Annotated in this window: 19 protein-coding genes; 12 read left to right on the top strand and 7 right to left on the bottom strand. The window is 75.0% G+C overall.

The features are described 5' to 3' along the window. Positions 1 to 2 precede the first annotated feature (2 nt). The 10 genes from IG69_RS21395 to IG69_RS0100425 all read left to right on the top strand — a co-directional run bounded on the left by IG69_RS21395 (position 3) and on the right by IG69_RS0100425 (position 8,538). A complete protein-coding gene (locus tag IG69_RS21395) occupies positions 3 to 1,400 on the top strand; it encodes a DUF429 domain-containing protein (protein ID WP_084696496.1) in 1,398 nt (465 codons plus the stop codon). Positions 1,401 to 1,463: 63 nt separating this feature from the next. Continuing rightward, positions 1,464 to 1,874: a VOC family protein gene (locus IG69_RS0100465; RefSeq protein ID WP_030526224.1), complete on the top strand. Its 411-nt coding sequence runs from the start codon at positions 1,464 to 1,466 to the stop codon at positions 1,872 to 1,874. A gap of 74 nt (positions 1,875 to 1,948) precedes the next feature. Beyond that, positions 1,949 to 2,359, top strand: a complete 411-nt coding sequence (locus IG69_RS0100460; RefSeq protein ID WP_030526223.1) for a nitroreductase/quinone reductase family protein — start codon at positions 1,949 to 1,951, stop codon at positions 2,357 to 2,359. A gap of 83 nt (positions 2,360 to 2,442) precedes the next feature. Then, on the top strand, positions 2,443 to 3,357 hold the full coding sequence (locus IG69_RS0100455; protein ID WP_030526222.1) for an SDR family oxidoreductase: 915 nt from the start codon (positions 2,443 to 2,445) through the stop codon (positions 3,355 to 3,357). Between the two features lie 129 nt (positions 3,358 to 3,486). Further along, the gene (locus IG69_RS0100450) at positions 3,487 to 4,386 is read left to right on the top strand and encodes an NAD-dependent epimerase/dehydratase family protein (protein WP_030526221.1); all 900 of its coding nucleotides are present in this window, start codon (positions 3,487 to 3,489) and stop codon (positions 4,384 to 4,386) included. A 164-nt stretch (positions 4,387 to 4,550) separates the two neighbouring features. Next, positions 4,551 to 6,212, top strand: coding sequence for a glycerol-3-phosphate dehydrogenase/oxidase (locus IG69_RS0100445; RefSeq protein ID WP_051749959.1), 1,662 nt, complete (start codon positions 4,551 to 4,553; stop codon positions 6,210 to 6,212). 100 nt (positions 6,213 to 6,312) lie between these two features. Next, entirely contained in the window at positions 6,313 to 6,510 is a 198-nt protein-coding gene (locus tag IG69_RS0100440) for a hypothetical protein (protein WP_030526219.1), read from the top strand. An 83-nt stretch (positions 6,511 to 6,593) separates the two neighbouring features. Then, positions 6,594 to 7,334 carry a YqjF family protein gene (locus IG69_RS0100435; protein ID WP_030526218.1) on the top strand — a complete coding sequence of 247 codons (741 nt, stop codon included), beginning with the start codon at positions 6,594 to 6,596 and terminating at the stop codon, positions 7,332 to 7,334. Next, positions 7,331 to 7,744: a hypothetical protein gene (locus IG69_RS0100430; protein ID WP_030526217.1), complete on the top strand. Its 414-nt coding sequence runs from the start codon at positions 7,331 to 7,333 to the stop codon at positions 7,742 to 7,744. The genes IG69_RS0100435 and IG69_RS0100430 overlap by 4 nt, the downstream gene beginning before the upstream one ends. 137 nt (positions 7,745 to 7,881) lie before the next feature. Next, positions 7,882 to 8,538: an SDR family oxidoreductase gene (locus IG69_RS0100425; RefSeq protein WP_030526216.1), complete on the top strand. Its 657-nt coding sequence runs from the start codon at positions 7,882 to 7,884 to the stop codon at positions 8,536 to 8,538. On the opposite strand, the gene IG69_RS0100420 is transcribed toward IG69_RS0100425, so the two are convergent. From IG69_RS0100420 to IG69_RS0100390, 7 genes are all read right to left on the bottom strand, one after another. Then, the gene (locus tag IG69_RS0100420) at positions 8,528 to 9,670 is read right to left on the bottom strand and encodes a glutamate--cysteine ligase (RefSeq protein ID WP_030526215.1); all 1,143 of its coding nucleotides are present in this window, start codon (positions 9,668 to 9,670) and stop codon (positions 8,528 to 8,530) included. The two genes, IG69_RS0100425 and IG69_RS0100420, sit on opposite strands and share 11 nt — an antisense overlap. Before the next feature lie 83 nt (positions 9,671 to 9,753). Next, positions 9,754 to 10,704: a phosphotransferase gene (locus tag IG69_RS0100415; RefSeq protein ID WP_051749958.1), complete on the bottom strand. Its 951-nt coding sequence runs from the start codon at positions 10,702 to 10,704 to the stop codon at positions 9,754 to 9,756. A gap of 3 nt (positions 10,705 to 10,707) precedes the next feature. Then, a complete protein-coding gene (locus IG69_RS0100410; RefSeq protein WP_030526213.1) occupies positions 10,708 to 11,955 on the bottom strand; it encodes an arginine deiminase in 1,248 nt (415 codons plus the stop codon). 105 nt (positions 11,956 to 12,060) lie between these two features. Further along, positions 12,061 to 13,353, bottom strand: a complete 1,293-nt coding sequence (locus IG69_RS0100405; protein ID WP_051749957.1) for a YibE/F family protein — start codon at positions 13,351 to 13,353, stop codon at positions 12,061 to 12,063. Between the two features lie 7 nt (positions 13,354 to 13,360). Next, the gene (locus IG69_RS0100400; RefSeq protein WP_030526211.1) at positions 13,361 to 14,077 is read right to left on the bottom strand and encodes an NUDIX hydrolase; all 717 of its coding nucleotides are present in this window, start codon (positions 14,075 to 14,077) and stop codon (positions 13,361 to 13,363) included. Continuing rightward, positions 14,074 to 14,652, bottom strand: a complete 579-nt coding sequence (locus IG69_RS0100395; RefSeq protein ID WP_030526210.1) for an isochorismatase family protein — start codon at positions 14,650 to 14,652, stop codon at positions 14,074 to 14,076. Before IG69_RS0100395 ends, IG69_RS0100400 begins: the two co-directional genes overlap by 4 nt. Then, the gene (locus tag IG69_RS0100390; protein ID WP_342666145.1) at positions 14,645 to 15,946 is read right to left on the bottom strand and encodes a nicotinate phosphoribosyltransferase; all 1,302 of its coding nucleotides are present in this window, start codon (positions 15,944 to 15,946) and stop codon (positions 14,645 to 14,647) included. The genes IG69_RS0100395 and IG69_RS0100390 overlap by 8 nt, the downstream gene beginning before the upstream one ends. Before the next feature lie 356 nt (positions 15,947 to 16,302). Here IG69_RS0100390 and IG69_RS0100385 point away from each other — a divergent pair, with 356 nt between their 5' ends. Together IG69_RS0100385 and IG69_RS0100380 are read left to right on the top strand one after the other, a co-directional pair. Continuing rightward, positions 16,303 to 16,947, top strand: coding sequence for a hypothetical protein (locus IG69_RS0100385; RefSeq protein WP_030526208.1), 645 nt, complete (start codon positions 16,303 to 16,305; stop codon positions 16,945 to 16,947). 49 nt (positions 16,948 to 16,996) lie between these two features. Continuing rightward, positions 16,997 to 17,701 (top strand): Pr6Pr family membrane protein, encoded by a 705-nt coding sequence (locus tag IG69_RS0100380; protein ID WP_030526207.1) that lies wholly within the window; start codon positions 16,997 to 16,999, stop codon positions 17,699 to 17,701. The last annotated feature ends 7 nt before the right edge of the window (positions 17,702 to 17,708 follow it).

Here is a 17,708-nt window from a genome sequence, read left to right as displayed (position 1 = left end):
CCGTGCCGCCCCGCCCCCGCACCGACCGCCCCACGCTCAGCCGCGAGCGCATCGTGGCCGAGGCCGTCGCCCTCGCCGACGCCGACGGCCTCGGCGCGCTCTCGATGCGGGCCCTCGCCGGTCGGCTCGGGGTCGAGGCGATGTCGCTCTACCACCACGTGCCGAACAAGGACGCGCTCCTCGACGCGATGGTCGACGCGGTCTTCGCGGAGCTGCACACGCCGGTCGTGGGCGGCGCCTGGCGCCAGGAGCTGCGCGCCCGGTCGGTGTCCGGCCGGGCGGCCCTGCTGCGCCACCGCTGGGCGATCGGGCTGATGGACGCGCGCCGCTCCCCCGGGCCCGCTGCCGTCGCGCACCACGACGCCGTCATCGGATGCCTTCGCGCGCAGGGCTTCTCGCTCGCCGCGGTCGGCCACGTCTTCGCGCTCGTCGACGCGCACCTCTACGGCTTCATGGTCCAGGAGCTCTCGCTCCCCTTCGCCGGGCAGGAGGAGCTGGCGCAGCTCGAGGCCGAGATCATCGACGAGGCCGTGGCGGCGACCTACCCGCACTTCACCGAGTTCGCCCGCGACCACACGATGCGGCCCGGGTGGTCGTTCGGGGCGGAGTTCGAGGTGACCCTCGACCTCGTCCTCGGGGCGGTCGAGGGCCTCGCTCCGGCCGCGCCCGACGCACCGGCCGGGCCGGCGGTCCCGCCACCCGTCACGGTCGACGTGCCGGTCCTCGGCGTCGACGGCTGCCCGGCCGGCTGGGTCGGCGCGCTGCTCGAGCCGGGCGCGCCCCGGCCGCGCGTCGTCGTCGCCTCGACGATCGCCGAGCTCGTCGAGACCGTCCGCGAGGTCGCCGACGTCCGGGTCGTCGGCATCGACATCCCGATCGGCCTGCCCGACAGCACGACCCGGGCCGCGGACGCCCTGGCCCGCCGCGCGCTGCCGGGCAAGGCGTCGTCGGTGTTCACCACGCTGACCCGCGAGGCCTACGGCGCTCCCGACCGCGCCGCCGCGGACACCGTCAACCGCGCGCTCAGCGGGCAGGGCGTCGGGGCGCAGGCCTTCGCCCTGCGCGCGAAGATCCTCGAGGTCGACGCGTGGGTGCGCTCGCGACCCACCGTCGAGGTGCTCGAGGTCCATCCCGAGGTCTGCTTCGCCCGGATGTCCGGCGCCCCCCTGCGGCCCAACAAGAAGACCGACGAGGGGCGCCGGGCCCGCCTCGACGCGCTCGCGGCCGCCGGCATCGCCCGGCCGTCGGTGCTCGAGGGGCGGGGCTACGCCGCCGACGACGTCCTCGACGCGTGCGCCGTCGCGTGGACCACCGCCCGTCACGCGGCCGGCGGCTCCGAGCGCCTCCCGGACCCGCCAGAGGTCTTCTCGGACGGCATCCCGGCGGCCATCCACGTCTGACCTCCGTCACCCCGGCCGGCAACCCGGTTGGCCCGCCCCCGCCGCCGGTGGGAGGGTGACGGCATGACCGCGCGCGTCTCCCACACCTCCGTCGACTGCCGCAACGCCTACGAGCTCTCCGAGTGGTGGAAGGGCGTCCTCGACTACACCGACCTGCCCGACGACCCCAACGAGCCGGGCCACGAGGAGTGCATGCTCGTCAGCCGCGACCGCACCCACCGCATCCTCTTCATCGAGGTCCCCGAGGAGAAGACGGTCAAGAACCGCATCCACCTCGACCTCGAGCCGGTCGAGGGCAGCCGCGACGACGAGCTCGCGCGCCTGCTCGCGCACGGTGCCACGGAGGTCGCCGACCTGCGCGGCAAGTACGGTCCGGGCACCGGCTGGGTCGTCCTCGCCGACCCGGAGGGCAACGAGTTCTGCATCCTGCGCAACAGCGCGGAGCGCGAGGCCGCCAAGAGCCCCGCGGAATAGCCTCGCGCGCAGCGTCGCTGATCGCCTCGGACACGTGGGCGTACGCCGTCCCGACGCAGCAGGAGGTGGCCATCGTGGCCGACTGGAACCAGAGCATCATCGACGAGTTCCGCAGCAACGGCGGCACGGTGCGGACCATGGGCTTCGGCCGCGGCCTCGTCCTGCTGCACCACGTGGGGGCGCGCACCGGCACCGCGCGCGTCTCGCCCCTCGCCACCGTCCGTGACGGGGAGGACGTCTGGCTCGTCGCCGCCTCCAAGGCCGGCGCACCGGGCAACCCCGACTGGTTCCACAACCTGCGCGCCCACCCGGAGACCGAGATCGAGACGCCGGACGACGGCACGGTGCCGGTGACCGCGCGGGTGCTGCCGCCGGAGGAGCGCGACGCCGCGTGGGCCCGCTTCACTGCGATGTCCGAGGGCTTCCGGTCCTACGAGCAGAAGACGACGCGCGTCATCCCCGTCGTCGAGCTGCGCCGCCGCTGACCCCCACCGCGCCGCGCCGGCGGCGGAACCCCGCCGGCGCCCCGCGCGCTGACCCCCCGAGAGCCGACCACCGAGGAGCACGCATGAGCCGCTGGACCTTCGAGCAGATCCCCGACCTCACCGGACGCCGCGCTGTCGTCACCGGGGCGAACTCCGGCATCGGGCTGGTCGAGGCGCGCGAGCTCGCCCGGCACGGCGCCGACGTCGTCCTCGCCGTGCGCAACACGCAGGCCGGCGAGCAGGCGGCCGAGCGCATCCGGCGCACCGGCGCCCCCGGCGCGGTCTCGGTGCGGCGGCTCGACCTCGCCTCGCAGGCGTCGGTCCGCGAGTTCGCCGAGGGGTGGGACGGGCCGCTCGACCTGCTGCTCAACAACGCCGGCGTCATGACCCCGCCCCGGTACCGCGAGACCGAGGACGGCTTCGAGCTGCAGTTCGGCACCAACCACCTCGGCCACTTCGCGCTGACGGGCCTCCTCCTGCCGCACCTGCTCGAGGCGCCCGCCGCGCGGGTGACGACCGTGGCCTCGATCGCCCACCACCGGGGCGACGGCGCGGTCTGCGAGGGCAACCCGCGCGAGGGCTACGACCCGCAGACGACCTACGGCCGCTCCAAGCTGGCCAACCTCCTCTTCGCCGACGAGCTCGAGCGACGCGCCCGCGCCGCCGGCGTCGCGCTCACCTCGAACGCCGCCCACCCCGGCGTCTCCGCGACCAACCTCGTCGCGAGCAAGGACGGCATGGGGGCCATCCCCGTCGTCGGCACGATCGGCCAGCTCGGCGTCAGGCTGCTCTTCCCCGGCCCCGAGAAGGGCGCCGAGGGCCCGCTGTACGCCGCGACGGTCGCGGGCGGGGGCACCTACTCCGGCCCCACCGGCATCGGCGAGACCCGCGGGCCGGTCGGCGAGGCCCGCCGCTCGCGCTGGGCGCAGGACGCGACCCTCGGCCGCACCCTCTTCGACCGCTCCGAGGACCTGACGGGCGTCTCCTTCACCCTCTGACCCTCCCGCCTTTCGCGATCGCGTGTGAAACCGCCGGTCTTCCCCGGCGGTTGACACACGTTCGCGGCGGGAGCGGGTCAGGCTGCGCACGCGGGCCGAACCCGTCGATCGGGGTGTGAGGATGACGGGATGCGCATCCTCCTCACCGGTGGCAGCGGCAAGGCCGGCCGCCACGTCGTCCCGTACCTCGTCGAGCACGGCCACACCGTCACCAACCTCGACCGCGCCCCGCTCGGCCTCGACGGCGTCACCGACCTCGACGTCGAGCTGACCGACCTCGGGCAGCTGCTCTCCACGCTGCGGATGCCTGCCTCCTTCGACGAGCTCGACGAGCCGCAGGAGCGGGCCTACGACGCGATCGTCCACCTGGCTGCGGTCCCCGCCATCCTGCTCAAGGCCGACAACGAGACCTACGCGAACAACGTCCTCTCGACGTGGAACGTCCTCGAGGCCGCCGCGATCCTCGGCATCCGCAAGGTCGTCTTCGCCTCGTCCGAGACCACCTACGGCATCTGCTTCGCGCGCGGCGAGCGCAAGCCCGAGTACCTGCCGGTCGACGAGGAGCACCCGACCGTGCCCGAGGACGCCTACGCGACCTCGAAGGTCGTCAACGAGACGACGGCGCGCTCGCTGCAGCGCCGCACCGGGGCCGACGTCTACGGGCTGCGGATCAACAACGTCATCGAGCCGCACGAGTACGCGGAGCGGTTCCCCGGCTTCCTCGAGGACCCGGCCCAGCGGCGGCGCAACATCTTCGCCTACATCGACGTCCGCGACCTCGCGCAGGCGATCGACCGCTGCCTGGCCACCGACGGCCTCGGCTTCGAGGTCTTCAACATCGCCAACGCCGACCACTCCGTCGCCGCGACGACGGCCGAGCTCGTCGAGCAGTTCTACGACGGGGTCGAGGTCCGCCGCGAGATGGGCGAGCACGAGACCTTCTTCTGCATCGACAAGGCCAAGCGCCTCCTCGGCTACGAGCCGCAGCACTCCTGGCGCGACGTCCTCGACGACCCCCGCGCCGGCTGACCCCCGCACCTCCCCACTGATTGCCGGTTCCCCCGCTCGACACACCGCCCGACGGCGTGTCGAGCGGCGGAACTCGCAAGAAGTCGAGGATGGGGCGGGGCGGGCGCTGTCCAGCCCCGCCCCCTCCGCCCCGGTGTGCGCCGCGGGACGCCTACGCTGGGGTCATGAGCCTGCGATCGACGAACATCGAGCGGATCGACGGCGGCCTGTTCGACGTCCTCGTCGTCGGCGCCGGCATCAACGGCGCCGTCTCCGCGGCGGCGCTGGCCGGCCGTGGGGCCTCCGTCGCGCTCATCGACCGGGGCGACTTCGGCGGCTTCGTCAGCCAGGAGTCCTCCAACCTCGTGTGGGGTGGCTTCAAGTACCTCGAGAACTACGAGCTGCCGCTCGTCTTCGGCCTCTGCCGCAGCCGCAACCGGCTGATGAAGGCCTACCCCGACAACATCCGCGAGATCGGCTTCCTCGCCGCGCTCGACCACGGCTCGCCGTACGCACCGTGGTTCGCCGGCCTCGGGGCCACGGCCTACTGGGGCATCGGCCTCTTCGGCACCAAGCGCCCGCACCTCTACGACGCCGACGACGTCAAGGAGCAGGAGCCGGCCATCGACACGACCGACGTCCGCGGCGCCATCGAGTACCGCGACGCCTTCCTCGTCGACAACGACAGCCGGTTCGTCTTCTCCTTCGTCCGCTCCGCCCTCGAGGCCGGCGCCTCCGTCGCCAACTACGTCGAGCTCGTCTCGGCCGAGCGCATCGGCGACCGCTGGGTCTGCCGCCTGCGCGACACCGACACCGGCCGTGAGGTGACGACCGCCGCGCGGGTCGTCGTCAACGCCGCCGGCCCGTTCGTCGACGAGATCAACGAGTCCTGGGACCTGCGCACCGAGCACCGGATCGTCTACTCCAAGGGCATCCACCTCGTCGTCCCCCGCCTGACGACGACCAAGCACGACCGCGTGCTGGCGTTCTTCGACGACACCCAGCGCCTCTTCTACGTCATCCCGATGGGCCGCCGCTCGGTCATCGGCACGACCGACACCCGGGTCGACAGCCCGTACACCGAGGTGACCGACGAGGACCGCGAGTTCCTCCTCGAGCAGATCAACAAGCGCCTCGACCTCGCGCAGCCGCTGACCGCCGACGACGTCATCGCCGAGCGCTGCGGCGTGCGCCCCCTCGTCGTCAGCCGCGGCGCGGGCGACCAGGACCAGGCCGACTGGACCTCGCTGTCGCGCAAGCACGAGATCGAGCGCGACGACCACCAGCGCGTCGTCACGGTCCTCGGCGGCAAGCTGACGGACTGCCTCAACGTCGGCGAGGAGGTCGCGGAGGAGGTCGTGCGTCTCGGCATCCCGCTCGAGAAGGACCTCGGCAACTGGTACGGCGAGCCCGCCGCGCAGACCCGCGCCGAGTTCTACCGGCAGGCCCGGCTGATGCGCCTCGACGCGCTGCGGACCAAGCCCGACACCGAGCCGCTGACCGACCGGCTGTGGCGCCGCTACGGCCGGCGCGCCTTCGACCTGCTCGAGGCCATCCGCGCCGACCCGTCGATGGGCGAGGACGTCATGGGCTCGGCCGACTACCTGCGCGCCGAGCTCTACACCGCCGCGCAGCACGAGATGGTCGTCACGCTCGACGACTTCATGCGCCGCCGCTCCAAGATCGACCTCGTCGTGCGCGACGAGGACATCGAGGGCTCCGAGGGGCTGCGCGAGGTCGCCCGGATCCTCTTCGGCGACGACGCCGACCGGCGCCTGGCCGAGTACCTCGACGCCCGCCACCGCGAGCGGCACACCGTGGCCGACGAGGACCGCACCTCGGCCTGAGGCCTGCCCGTCGCCTCCCGGTGATGCCCGACGCGGCCCTGACAGCGACCCCACAGTCGGGGCCGAAGCCGTCCCGAGGCACCCACCCGAGGGTGGAGGCATGACGACGACGGCGCCGCTCCCGACCACCGCCCCCACGACCGCGTCGGTCCGCGACCTCATCGCGGAGCTCGCCTCGACCGAGGACGCGCTGCGCGGCCGGGCCGGCCACGGCCTCTCGGAGCGCGACCTGCGCGTCGTCCGGCGGCAGGCGGCGGTCGTCCGCGAGCTGCGTCGCCGGCGCTCCCGCCTGCACTGACGCCGGCCGGCTCCTTCGACGGCGGCCGGCGGCCGGCGCCACCGAGCCGCCCGACGGGCCTGCGCGCGACCGACACTCGGATCATGCAGGTACGCGTCGAGGCTCCTCCGCTGACGGGCCCGCGGACGATGCGCCAGCAGTGGCGCGACATCACGTTCGTCCACTGGGCGGTGGAGCCCGAGCGCGTCGCCCCGCTCCTGCCGGCCGGTGCCCGCCCCGACGTCCTCGACGGCGTGACGTACGTCGGGCTCATCCCCTTCCGGATGCACCGGGCCGGCTTCGGCCGCGGGCCGGCGGTGCCGTGGCTCGGCGACTTCCTCGAGACCAACGTCCGCTTCTACTCCGTCGACGACGAGGGTCGGCACGGCGTGGTCTTCGGGTCGCTGGAGTGCGAGCGCACCCTCGTCGCCGTCGGCGCCCGCGTCGTCTTCGGTACGCCGTACACGTGGGCCCGGATGCGGATGGAGCGCTCCGGCGACGAGGTCCGCTACACCTCGACGCGCCGGCTGCCCGGCCCGCGCGGCGCCCGCTCGACGATGCGGGTCCGCGTCGGCGAGGAGCTGCCCGAGCCGGACCCGGTGTCCGAGTTCGTCACCGCACGCTTCGGCCTGCACACGCGCGTCGCCGGGCGGACGGCGTGGGTCCCCAACGAGCACCCGCCGTGGCCGCTGCGCCGGGCCGAGCTGCTCGACCTCGACGACGAGCTGCTCGGGGCCGCCGGGTTCGCCGACCTCGCCGCGCGCCCGCCCGACAGCGTCCTGCACTCGGCCGGCACACGGACCGCGTTCGGGATGCCCCGCCGGCTGCGGACCACCGGGTGGTGACCCCGCTCGTCGCCCTCGCCGCGGTGGCCGCGTGGCACGCGGCGTTCCAGCTGGCCGTCAGCACGCTCGCCTACCCGACCCTCCTCGAGCAGCCGGCCGACCGCTTCGCCGCCGCCCACGACCGGCACTCGCGCCGAATCCTCGTCCTCGTCGTCCCGACGTACGCCGCGGTGCTCGGCGCCGTCGCATGGGTCGTCGCCGCCGGGCCGCGCACCCCCGCGGTCCTGCTGGCGGTCGCCCTCCAGGGGGTCGTGCTCCTCCTCACCGCGCTCCTCGCCGCCCCCACCCACGGGGCGCTCGGGCGCGAGGGGCGCACCCCGGCGCTCGCCCGGCGGCTGCGCGCCGTCGACGCCGCGCGCTCCGTGACGGCGCTCGCCGGGCTCGTGGCCGCCGTCGCCGCCCTCGCCTGACCGTCCCCCACGCCCCTCTCCTTCCGGGGTCGAGGGCGCACGTGGCTGCCCCGGCGACCGCTTCCGCACTCGACCCCGGATGGGCCGGACTGTCGAAGGTCCGGAACAGCGGCCCCGACGCGGGTGTTGGCCCGGACATGCGCATCCTCACGATCGGCGGCCACGGCAAGGTCGCCCGCCACCTGACCCCCCTCCTCGCCGAGCGCTCCCACGAGGTCACCGCGGTGATCCGCAACCCCGAGCACGCGGCCGACGTCGAGGCCGACGGCGCCACCGCGAAGGTCGCCGACGTGCAGTCGATGTCGACCCCCGAGCTCGCCGACCTCGTCCGCGGCTTCGACGCCGTCGTCTGGTCCGCCGGCGCCGGTGGCGGTGACCCCGAGCGCACCTACGCCGTCGACCGCGACGCCGCCATCCGCTCGATGGACGCCGCCCTCGAGGCCGGCGTCGAGCGCTACGTCATGGTGTCGTACTACGGCGCCGGGCCGGACCACGGTGTGCCGGAGGACGACGCCTTCTTCGCCTACGCGGACGCCAAGACCGCGGCCGACGAGCACCTGCAGGCCTCGGGTCTCGCGTGGACCCTCGTCCGCCCCAGCGCCCTGACCGACGACCCGTCGACCGGCCGCATCGAGACCTCGCGCACCGGTGCGGGCAAGGGGTCGGTGCCGCGCGCCGACGTCGCCCTCGTCATCGCAGAGGTCCTCGCGCGCCCGGGCACGGCGCACGCGGTCGTCGAGTTCAACACCGGCGACACCCCGGTCGCCGACGAGCTCGACGCCGTCAGCCGCTGACGAGCGCGGCGCGGACGGCGGCCCGCAGGTCGCCGTCCGCCGCGGTCACGGCCTCGCGCATCCGCGTGTAGCCCCCGCCGCCGCGCGCGAGCCGTTCGACGCCCGCGAGCTCGTCGACGCAGCCGAGCCGACGCGCCACCGGCTGCAGCCGCTCGAGGAGCTCGAGCACGTCGTCGACGACCGGCACCTCGCGGCTGTCCGCATCGACGATGACGATGGCCTCGAGCCCGTACCGCGCTGCGCGCCACTTGTTCTCCTGCACGTGCCAGGGCGGGAGCGGCGCCGGCAGCCGACCGACGTCCAGCTGGTCCTCGAGGTGCACGACGAGGCAGTGCACGAGCGCCGCGATCGCCGTGACGTCGGCGGGGCTCGACAGCCCGTCGCACGCCCGCACCTCGATGGTGCCGAGGCCGAGCGAGGGCCGGATGTCCCAGCGCAGCTCGCTGACGTGGTCGACGACCCCCGTCGTGAACACGTCGTGGAGGTAGGTCCGGTACTGCGCCCAGGACTCGAACTGGAAGGGCAGGCCGGCGGTCGGCAGCTGCTGGAAGAGCATCGTGCGGTTGCTCGCGTACCCGGTGTCGACGCCGCCGGTGAACGGTGACGACGCCGAGAGCGCCGTGAGGTGCGGGTGGTAGGTGAGCAGCGCGTTGACGAGCGGCCACACCTTGGCCGCCGACGTGATGCCGACGTGGACGTGCATGCCGTAGATGACCATCTGCCGGCCCCACCACTGGGTGCGGTCGATGAGCGTCGCGTAGCGCTCGCCGGAGGAGACCTCCTGGTCCTCCCACCTGCTGAAGGGGTGCGCGCCGCCGCCGAACAGCGCGAGGCCGCGCTCGTCGGCCGCCCGACGGACCTGGTCGAGTCCGTGCTGGAGGTCCTCCGCCGCCGCGGCCGCGTTGTCGCAGATGCCGGTGACGATCTCGAGGGTGTTGGTCAGCAGCTCGTTCGTGACGGACGAGCGTCCGGCGGAGGCCGACCCGCTGCGCGACCCGCCGTCGTCGAGGGCCGCGATGAGCTCGGGGGCGCGCGAGACGAGGTCAAGGGTGTCGGGGTCGACGAGGCCGAGCTCCCACTCGACACCGAGGGTGCGGCCCGCGGACGGGTGGAACGTGCGGTCGGGGCTCATCGGGGGGTCCCTCCGGTGGTCGAGCACTGGTGCCCGAGCCTACGGGGCGGGGCGCCGGGGTCGCCCGGTGACCTGCGCCGACGTCAGCGTCCGAGCTCCTCGAGGGTCCCCCGCAGCGAGCGCAGCTGCCACGCGGTGTCGGCGTCCTCGGCAGGCGCGGCCGCGAGGTCGACGACGTACGCGGCGACGTCGGCGAGGGCCCAGCGGCGCTCGCGCCTGCGCATCCGGGCGGGGGACGGTGTGCGGCCGGTGAGGTCGGCGTAGAGGGCGGCGACGTCGAGGTCGGTGCGGGCCGCGACGAGCCAGAGGTCGCGCTCGGGCTCGGCGCGGCGCGCGGTGTCCCAGTCGACGAGCACGGGGCCGTCGGCGGTGAGGACGACGTTGCCCGGGTGCGGTTCGCCGTGGGTCAGGACGGTGGCGCCGGGGAGGTCCGTGGCGTCCTCGCGCAGCGCCTCGCGCACGGCGGCGGTGTGCGGGCGCAACAACCCGGTGACGACCCCGGCCAGCGGCCCTCCGGCGAGCGGCTCGTCGCGCTCGCAGCGGTCGAGAGCCGCCGCGAGCCCGTCGACCCCGGGCAGGGCGGGGTCCTCGGGCCGGGCCGGGGTGCTCGGGGCGTCGAGCGCGTGGAGGTCGGCGAGCAGGCGCACGACCGCCTCGGCGCCCGCGTCGGGCCACCGGTCGGAGAAGCCCCCGGCGGCGCCGTCGAGCCAGGGCTGCACCGACACCGACCACGTCCCGTGACGGTGCAGCAGCGCCCCGTCGGCCGCCGCGACCGGGCCGTGCGCGCCCGCGACGCCGTGGGCGCGGGCCGCCGCGGGCACCGCGTACGCGGCCGCCAGCGCCTCGACGGTCCCGTCGTCGGGGGTCGCGTCTGCGGTGACGAACCAGCGCCGTCCCCCGGCCGCCGTCGCCGCCCAGTGGTGGCTGCCGTAGCCGACCGGGAGGTGGGTCAGCGACAGGGTCGTCGCGTCCCAGCCCCGCCGCACGACGTCGAGGACGTCGGCGTCCGGCAGGTCACGCGGCGGGGACTGCACGGGTCAGTACTCGACGGGGTCGCGCACGAGCGGGCAGGTCATGCAGTGGCCGCCGCCGCGGCCCCGGCCGAGCTCGGACCCGACGATCTCGACGACCTCGATGCCGGCGTCGCGCAGCAGGGCGTTGGTCGTCGTGTTCCGGTCGTAGGTGAAGACGACGCCCGGCTCGACGGCGACGGCGTTGTTGCCGCTGTCCCACTGCTGGCGCTCGGAGGCGTACACGTCGCCGCCGGTCTCGATGACGCGCAGGCCGTCGAGGTCGAGCGCCTCGGCGACGACCTTGCTGAACGTGCCCTCGCCGCGGTCCTCGACCTCCACGCCGGGGTCGGTGTCGGAGGGATGGAGGACGAAGGTGTGCGCCCCGTCCATGACGTTCGGGTAGAGGGTGACGACGTCGCGGTCGGCGAAGGTGAAGACGGTGTCGAGGTGCATGGCGGCGCGCAGCTGCGGCAGGCCGGCGACGACGACCTTCTCGGCCGCGCCCTGGGCGAAGAGGGAGGCCGCCACCTGGGTGATCGCCTGGCGCGAGGTGCGCTCGCTCATCCCGACGAGGACGACGCCGTTGCCGACCGGCATGACGTCGCCGCCCTCGAGGGTCGCCTCGCCCCAGTCGGTCTCGGGGTCGCCCCACCACACGGTCGCGCCGGCGAAGTCGGGGTGGAAGCGGTAGATCGCCTTGTAGATGATCGTCTCGTTCTGGCGCGCCGGCCAGTAGAGCGGGTTGAGCGTCAGCCCGCCGTACACCCAGCACGTCGTGTCGCGCGTGTAGAGGGTGTTGGGCAGCGGCGGCAGCAGGTACTCGCGCGCCCCGGTCTGCTCGCGCGCGAGCATGACGAACGGGGTGCGGAAGTCGTCGGGGAGGTCGGGGATCGCGAGCCCGCCGATGAGGAACTCCGCCAGCCGCGCCGGCTCGAGCGTCTCGAGGAAGGCCCGCGTGGAGTCGACGAGCCCGAGACCGACGTGGTTCGGGACGATCTTGCGGTCGAGCAGCCAGTCGCGCGCTCCGGGGATGGCCATCGTCTCGGCGAGGACGTCGTGGAGCTCGACCACCTCGACCCCGAGGCCGCGCAGCTTCTGGACGAAGTCGGCGTGGTCGCGCTCGGCCTGCCCGACCCACATGACGTCGTCGAAGAGCAGGTCGGCGCTGTTGGTCGGGGTGAGCCGCCGGTGCGCGAGGCCCGGCCGGCAGACGAGGACCTTGCGCAGGCGACCGACCTCGGAGTGCACCCCCAGCGTGCTGGCGTCGGTCATCGTGCTCCTTGCGGGTGGTGGACCGGGCGGCCCGGCCGCGTCGTCGAGCCCGCGGACCGGACCTCGATCCCACCACACCGCCCGGTCCGCCGACCAGTGCGGGACTCAGACGGGCGCGGCGACCTCGGCGTCCGCGGGGGCCGGCGCGACCCGGGGCGGCGGGGCGACGACGACGGCGACGGCGGTCGTCGCGGGGATGGCGAGCACCAGGCCGACGGCGCTGGCCAGCGTGCGGACGACCTCGGCCGTGATGTCCTCGGAGAGGAACAGCTTGTCGGCGCCCTGGCCGGAGAGCGCGATGAGCAGCAGGATCGGCAGCGCGGCTCCGGCGTAGGCGAACACGATGGTGTAGACGGTCGAGGCGAGGTGGTCGCGACCGATGCGCATCGCGGAGGCGAACAGCGCCCGGCGGCTGCGCCGGGGGTCGGCGGCGCGCAGCTCCCAGACGGCCGAGGTCTGGCTGATCGTCACGTCGTTGAGCACGCCGAACGCCGCGATGAGGACGCCGCACGCGACGAGGTCGTGCAGCCTCACGTCGGTCGCGAGCGCCTGCAGCAGACCGCTGTTCTCGTCGCCGACGCCGGTCAGCCGGGCGGCGTCGGAGCCGAGGACGCCCGCGACGGCGGTCAGCCCGAGACCGAGCACGGTCCCGAGCAGCGCGGTCGACGTGCGCAGGCTCAGGCCGTGCGTCAGGTAGAGGACGACGAGCATCGTCGCCCCGGAGGCGGTGAGCCCCACCGCGACCGGGTTCGCGCCGTCGAGCAGCGCCGGGGCCACGAAGAACAGGAGGATCGCACCACCGACCCCGAGGCTGACCAGCGCGGCGAGCCCCCGCCAGCGCGCGACGAGCAGCACGAGGACGACGAAGACGGCGGCGAGGACGAGCAGCGGCGGCTGGCGCTCGACCCCGGCGTACGAGTACGCGCTGTCGAGGATCGCCCCCTGCTCCTGCGCCGAGTCGAGCGCGGCGTCCGGCAGCTTCAGCAGCGTCACCGTGTCGCCGGCGCGCAGCCCGGAGCGGCTGACCTCCGGCTGGATGCGCACCGTCTGCTCCGAGCCGTCGTCGAGACGCACCGTCAGCTGCCCGCAGTCGGGGTCGCCGACCGGTACGTCGTCCGTCGAGTCGGGGGCGACGGCGGGGCAGGGGGCGGTCAGCGAGACGACGCTGCCCTGCGGGAAGGTCGCCCCCTGCACCGCGTAGTCGAGCTGCGGGTCGGTCGGCAGCTCGCCGCGCGGCCAGAGGGCGACGAGGCCGTACGCGGTCGCGGCGGCCGTGAGCAGGACGAGGGCGACGACGACGACCCGCGTCACGAGGGGCGTCGGCGGCAGGCGGTGGGTCGCGTCGTCGGGCAGCGCGCCGTGGGCCGCGGCGTCCGGCAGCGCGTGGTGGTGGCCCACCGACGGGTCAGCGCTCGCCGCGGGTGGCGGTGCGCAGCATCGGGGGCTGGATGTCGGTCGCGGTGCCCCGGCGGTAGAGCAGGGCCGGCCGGCCGCCCGCGGCCGAGACGCCGTGGGCCTCGGTGGGGACGACGAAGCCGTCGGTGCCGAGGACCTTGCGACGGAAGTTGCCGAGGTCCGGGGGCGCGCCCCACACCGCGGTGTAGACGCGGCGCAGCTCGGGCAGCGTGAACGGCTCGGCCACGAACTCCCGTGCGAGGGTGGTGTACTCGAGCTTGGAGCGGACGCGCTCGCGGGCGTCGTGGAGGATCTCGGCGTGGTCGAACGCGAGGGTCGGGGCGTCCGGCCCGCCGTCGAGCACGTCGTCGACCGACCACCAGCGGGCGTTCGCGGCGTCCGAGCCGGGGCTCGGCGCGGGCAGGTCGGGGGCGAAGGCCACGTGGGCGACGGACACGACGCGCATCCGCGGGTCGCGGTCGGGCGCGGAGTAGGTGCGCAGCTGCTCGAGGTGCCCCTCGAAGCGCTCGACGCCGGTCTCCTCCCGCAGCTCGCGCCATGCGGCGGTCTCGGCGTCCTCGTCGGCCTCGACGAACCCGCCGGGCAGCGCCCACGACCCCGCGAACGGCTCGGAGCCACGCTCGACGAGCAGCACCGAGAACACGCCGTCGCGGATGGTGAAGACGCCGAGGTCGACGGTGACGGCGAACGGCGGGTGCTCGCTCACGGGGCCACCTCCGCGCCGGCCGCGGCCATCTCGGCCAGGGCCCGCTCGCTCGTCGCGGGGGCGACGCCGACGTGCATCCCCGGCAGCAGCCGCACCGAGAACCCCTCCCGACGCGCGTCGAGGACGGTCGCCCGGACGCAGTGGTCGGTGGCGATGCCGGTGACGTCGAGGTGCGTGACGCCGAGGTCGCGCAGCAGCGCGGCGAGGGGACGGCCGTCCTCGGTGGTGCCCTCGAAGGCGCTGTAGGCGGCGCTCCCCCGGCCCTTGCGGACGTGGTGGGTCACGGCGGAGGTGTCGAACCCGTCGGCGTAGGCCGCCCCCGGGCCGCCCGAGACGCAGTGGGCCGGCCACGTCGTCACGAAGTCCGGCTCGGTGCCCGGCTGCGCGAAGTGCCCGCCGTTGGTGCCGTGCGGCTCGTGCCAGTCGCGGGAGGCGACGACGGCGGCGTAGTCGTCACGGTGCGCGGCGAGGTGCTCGGTGATGCGGCGGGCGACCTCGTGGCCCCCCTCGACGCCGAGGGACCCGCCCTCCACGAAGTCGGTCTGGACGTCGACGACGACGAGCGCGTCAGCCATCGGTCTCCCCTTCCTGCTCGACGGTGAGGTACGGGCGGCCGGCGGCCACCGACCGGGCCTGCGGGGGCAGCGTGGCCAGCGCCGCGGCGCAGTGCTCGCGGACGGTGTCGAGGTCGGGGACCCCCACCGGGCGCCCGCCGCGCAGGACGGGGACCTGGACGCGGGTGGCGCCGGGCTCCTCGTGGTCGTCGGTGCGGTACCACTCGCGCCGCAGCACCCCGTGCTCGTCGTGGCGGCGCCAGGCGGTCTTGCCGCCGCCGACGGAGATCTTGTCGTGGCTCTTCTTCGCGACCGGCCGCAGCGCCCCACCGGGTTCGGACGCCACGGCGACGAGCTTGTAGACCAGGCTCGCGGTCGGGTGGCCGGAGCCGGTGACCACGCGCGTGCCCACGCCATAGCCGTCGATCGGCGCGTCGGCGAGGGCGGTGAGGACGAACTCGTCGAGGTCGCTCGTCGCGATGATGCGGGTGTCGCGGGCCCCGAGGTCGTCGAGGAGCGCCCGCGCCGCCGCCGAGGTCTCGGCGAGGTCGCCGGAGTCGATGCGCACCGCCCCGAGCCCCGTCCCCGCGACCTCGACCGCGGTGCGGATGCCCTGCTCGACGTCGTAGGTGTCGACGAGCAGCGTCGTGCCGACGCCCTGGACGGCGACCTGGCTCGCGAAGGCCCCGGCCTCGGTGGCGTGCGCCAGCGTGAACGCGTGGGCCGCCGTCCCGACGGTCGGCACACCGTGCCGATGGCCGGCGGCGAGGTTGCTCGTCGAGGCGAACCCCGCGAGGTACGCGGCCCGGGCCGCGGCCACGGCGGCCTCCTCGTGGGTCCGGCGGCTGCCCATCTCGACGAGGGGCCGGCCCTGCGCCGCGAGGACCATCCGGGCGGCCGCGCTCGCGACGGCGGTGTCGTGGTTGAGGACGCTGAGCACGAGGGTCTCGAGCATCACGCACTCGCCGAGCGTGCCGCGGACGCTGAGCACCGGGCTGCCCGGGAAGTAGAGGTCGCCCTCGGGGTAGGCGTCGACGTCGCCGGTGAAGCGGAAGTCGCACAGCCAGGCGGCGGTCGCGTCGTCGACGACCCCGGCCGCCTCGAGCCAGGCGACCTCCGAGGCGTCGAAGCGGAAGTCCTCGACCAGCGCGGCCAGCCGGCCGAGGCCCGCGACGACGCCGTACCGGCGCCCCTCGGGCAGGCGTCGGGCGAACGCCTCGAACACCGCGGGATGGTCGACGCTGCCGTCGCGGACGAACGCCGTGAGCATCGTCAGCTCGTAGCGGTCGGTCAGCATGCCGGGGCCGTGGGTCACCGGAGCCTCCTCGGGAAGTCACCGTGACCATAACCGGCGGCGAGCGACCGCGACCACCGCAGCGCCGACCCGGCACGTGCGGGCTTTCCGCGACCCCCTCGCCTCCCGCACCACGGCGACCCCGCACGTGCGGGCTTTCCGCGGTCCCGTCCTCTCCCGCACCCCGACGACCCGGCACGTGCGGGCTTTCCGCGGCCCCGTCCTCTCCCGCACCCCGACAACCCCGCACGTGCCGGCTTTCCGCGACCCCGTCCCCTCCCGCACCCCGACGACCCCGCACGTGCGGGCTTCCGCTCCGGGTCGGGTCAGGGTCGCCCCCGACAGACGCCCGACGGCGCGGGGGCCACGCTCGAGCCATGACCACGACCGCAGCGCGCGACACCCTCCCCGTCGAGGGGCCCGCCGCCGCATCCCGCTCGTCCGTGGCGCGGGGCGGCGTCCTCGCCGGGACCGACCGGGCGACGCCGACGGGCCTCGCGGTGCTCGGCCCCGTCGTGGCCGCGACCGCCCTCACCGTGCCGGCCCTGGTGGCCGCCGGACGGGTCGGGACCGCGACGGTCGACGTCGCCGCGTCCTTCGTCCTCGTGGCCGGCCTGCAGGCCCTGGCCGCGCGCGCTGCGTGGCGGCGCACCCGGGCCGCCGCACGACCCGCCGCGCGCGCCGCACTGCTCGGCCGGCTCGGCTACGCCCTGGTGCTGGCCGCCACGGCCGTGGGGCTGCTCGGCCCCCAGGACCTCGCGGCAGCCCGACCGGCCTGGGCGGCGGGCGCCGGGGTGCTCGGGATCGGCCTGTTGGCGCAGGCGGTCGCGCTGTCGCGCAGCCGGATCGGTCATCCGGCCACGAGATGGGTCGCGGGATGCGCCGGCGTGGCGGCCGTCGCCCTGGCGCTCGTGCCCGGAGGCGTCCCGACCGTGCCGCTCCTGTGGTGCGTCGTCGTCGGGGACCTCGCCGCCGCGGCCGCGCACACGCTCCCTGGTCGCGGCCGGCGCCACCGGCTCTGACGAGGCGCGCCGCGCGGGCATCGCCCTGTCCCGCGGGCATACTCGCCCCGTGGTCGACGTCGCAGCCCCCGCCCCGTCCCGAGCGGCCCGCGCCGCCTTCGGCCTCAACGCCGGTGTCGCGTGGCTGGGGCTCGTGCTCACGCTCGTGATCTCCGGCGCCGGCGGGTACGCCGAGTCGGTACCGCCGCGCGGCCTCTACGGCCTGCACCCCGACGGGGCGGCGGGCGTGGTCTCGCGACTGGCCGACACCCTCAGCTACTTCACCATCTGGTCCAACGTCGTCGTCGCGGTGTCGGCGACCCTGCTCGTCCTGCGCCCCACCCGGACAGGCCTCCTGGAGAGGGTGATCCGGCTCGATGCGCTGTTGATGATCACCGTCACGGCCATCGTCTACCAGGTGCTCCTCGCCCCCACCGCCGACGTCGTCGGCTGGTCGCGGCTGACCGACCCGATCCTCCACGTCGTGACGCCGGCGCTGACCGTCCTCGTCTGGCTCGTCGCCGGCCCGCGGGGCTGGGTGACCGGCCGGCTCGTCCCCTTCGCCCTCGTCGTGCCCCTCGCGTGGGTCGCGTGGATGCTCGGGCGCGGGGCGGTCGTCGGCGCCTACCCGTACGACTTCACCAACGTCGTCGCCCTCGGCTACGGCTCGGTGGCGACGACACTCGTCCTCATCCTCGTCTTCGGGCTCGTCGTGGCGAGCGTGCTCTGGGGTGTCGACGCCCTGCTGACCCGACGCTCCCGCCGGCGCGGCTGACGGGGGC

The sequence above is a fragment of the Phycicoccus jejuensis genome, from assembly GCF_000720925.1.
Classification (GTDB): Bacteria; Actinomycetota; Actinomycetes; order Actinomycetales; family Dermatophilaceae; genus Phycicoccus; species Phycicoccus jejuensis.
Note: the sequence above shows the minus strand (reverse complement) of the source record. Positions and strands in the feature narration are given on the sequence as shown.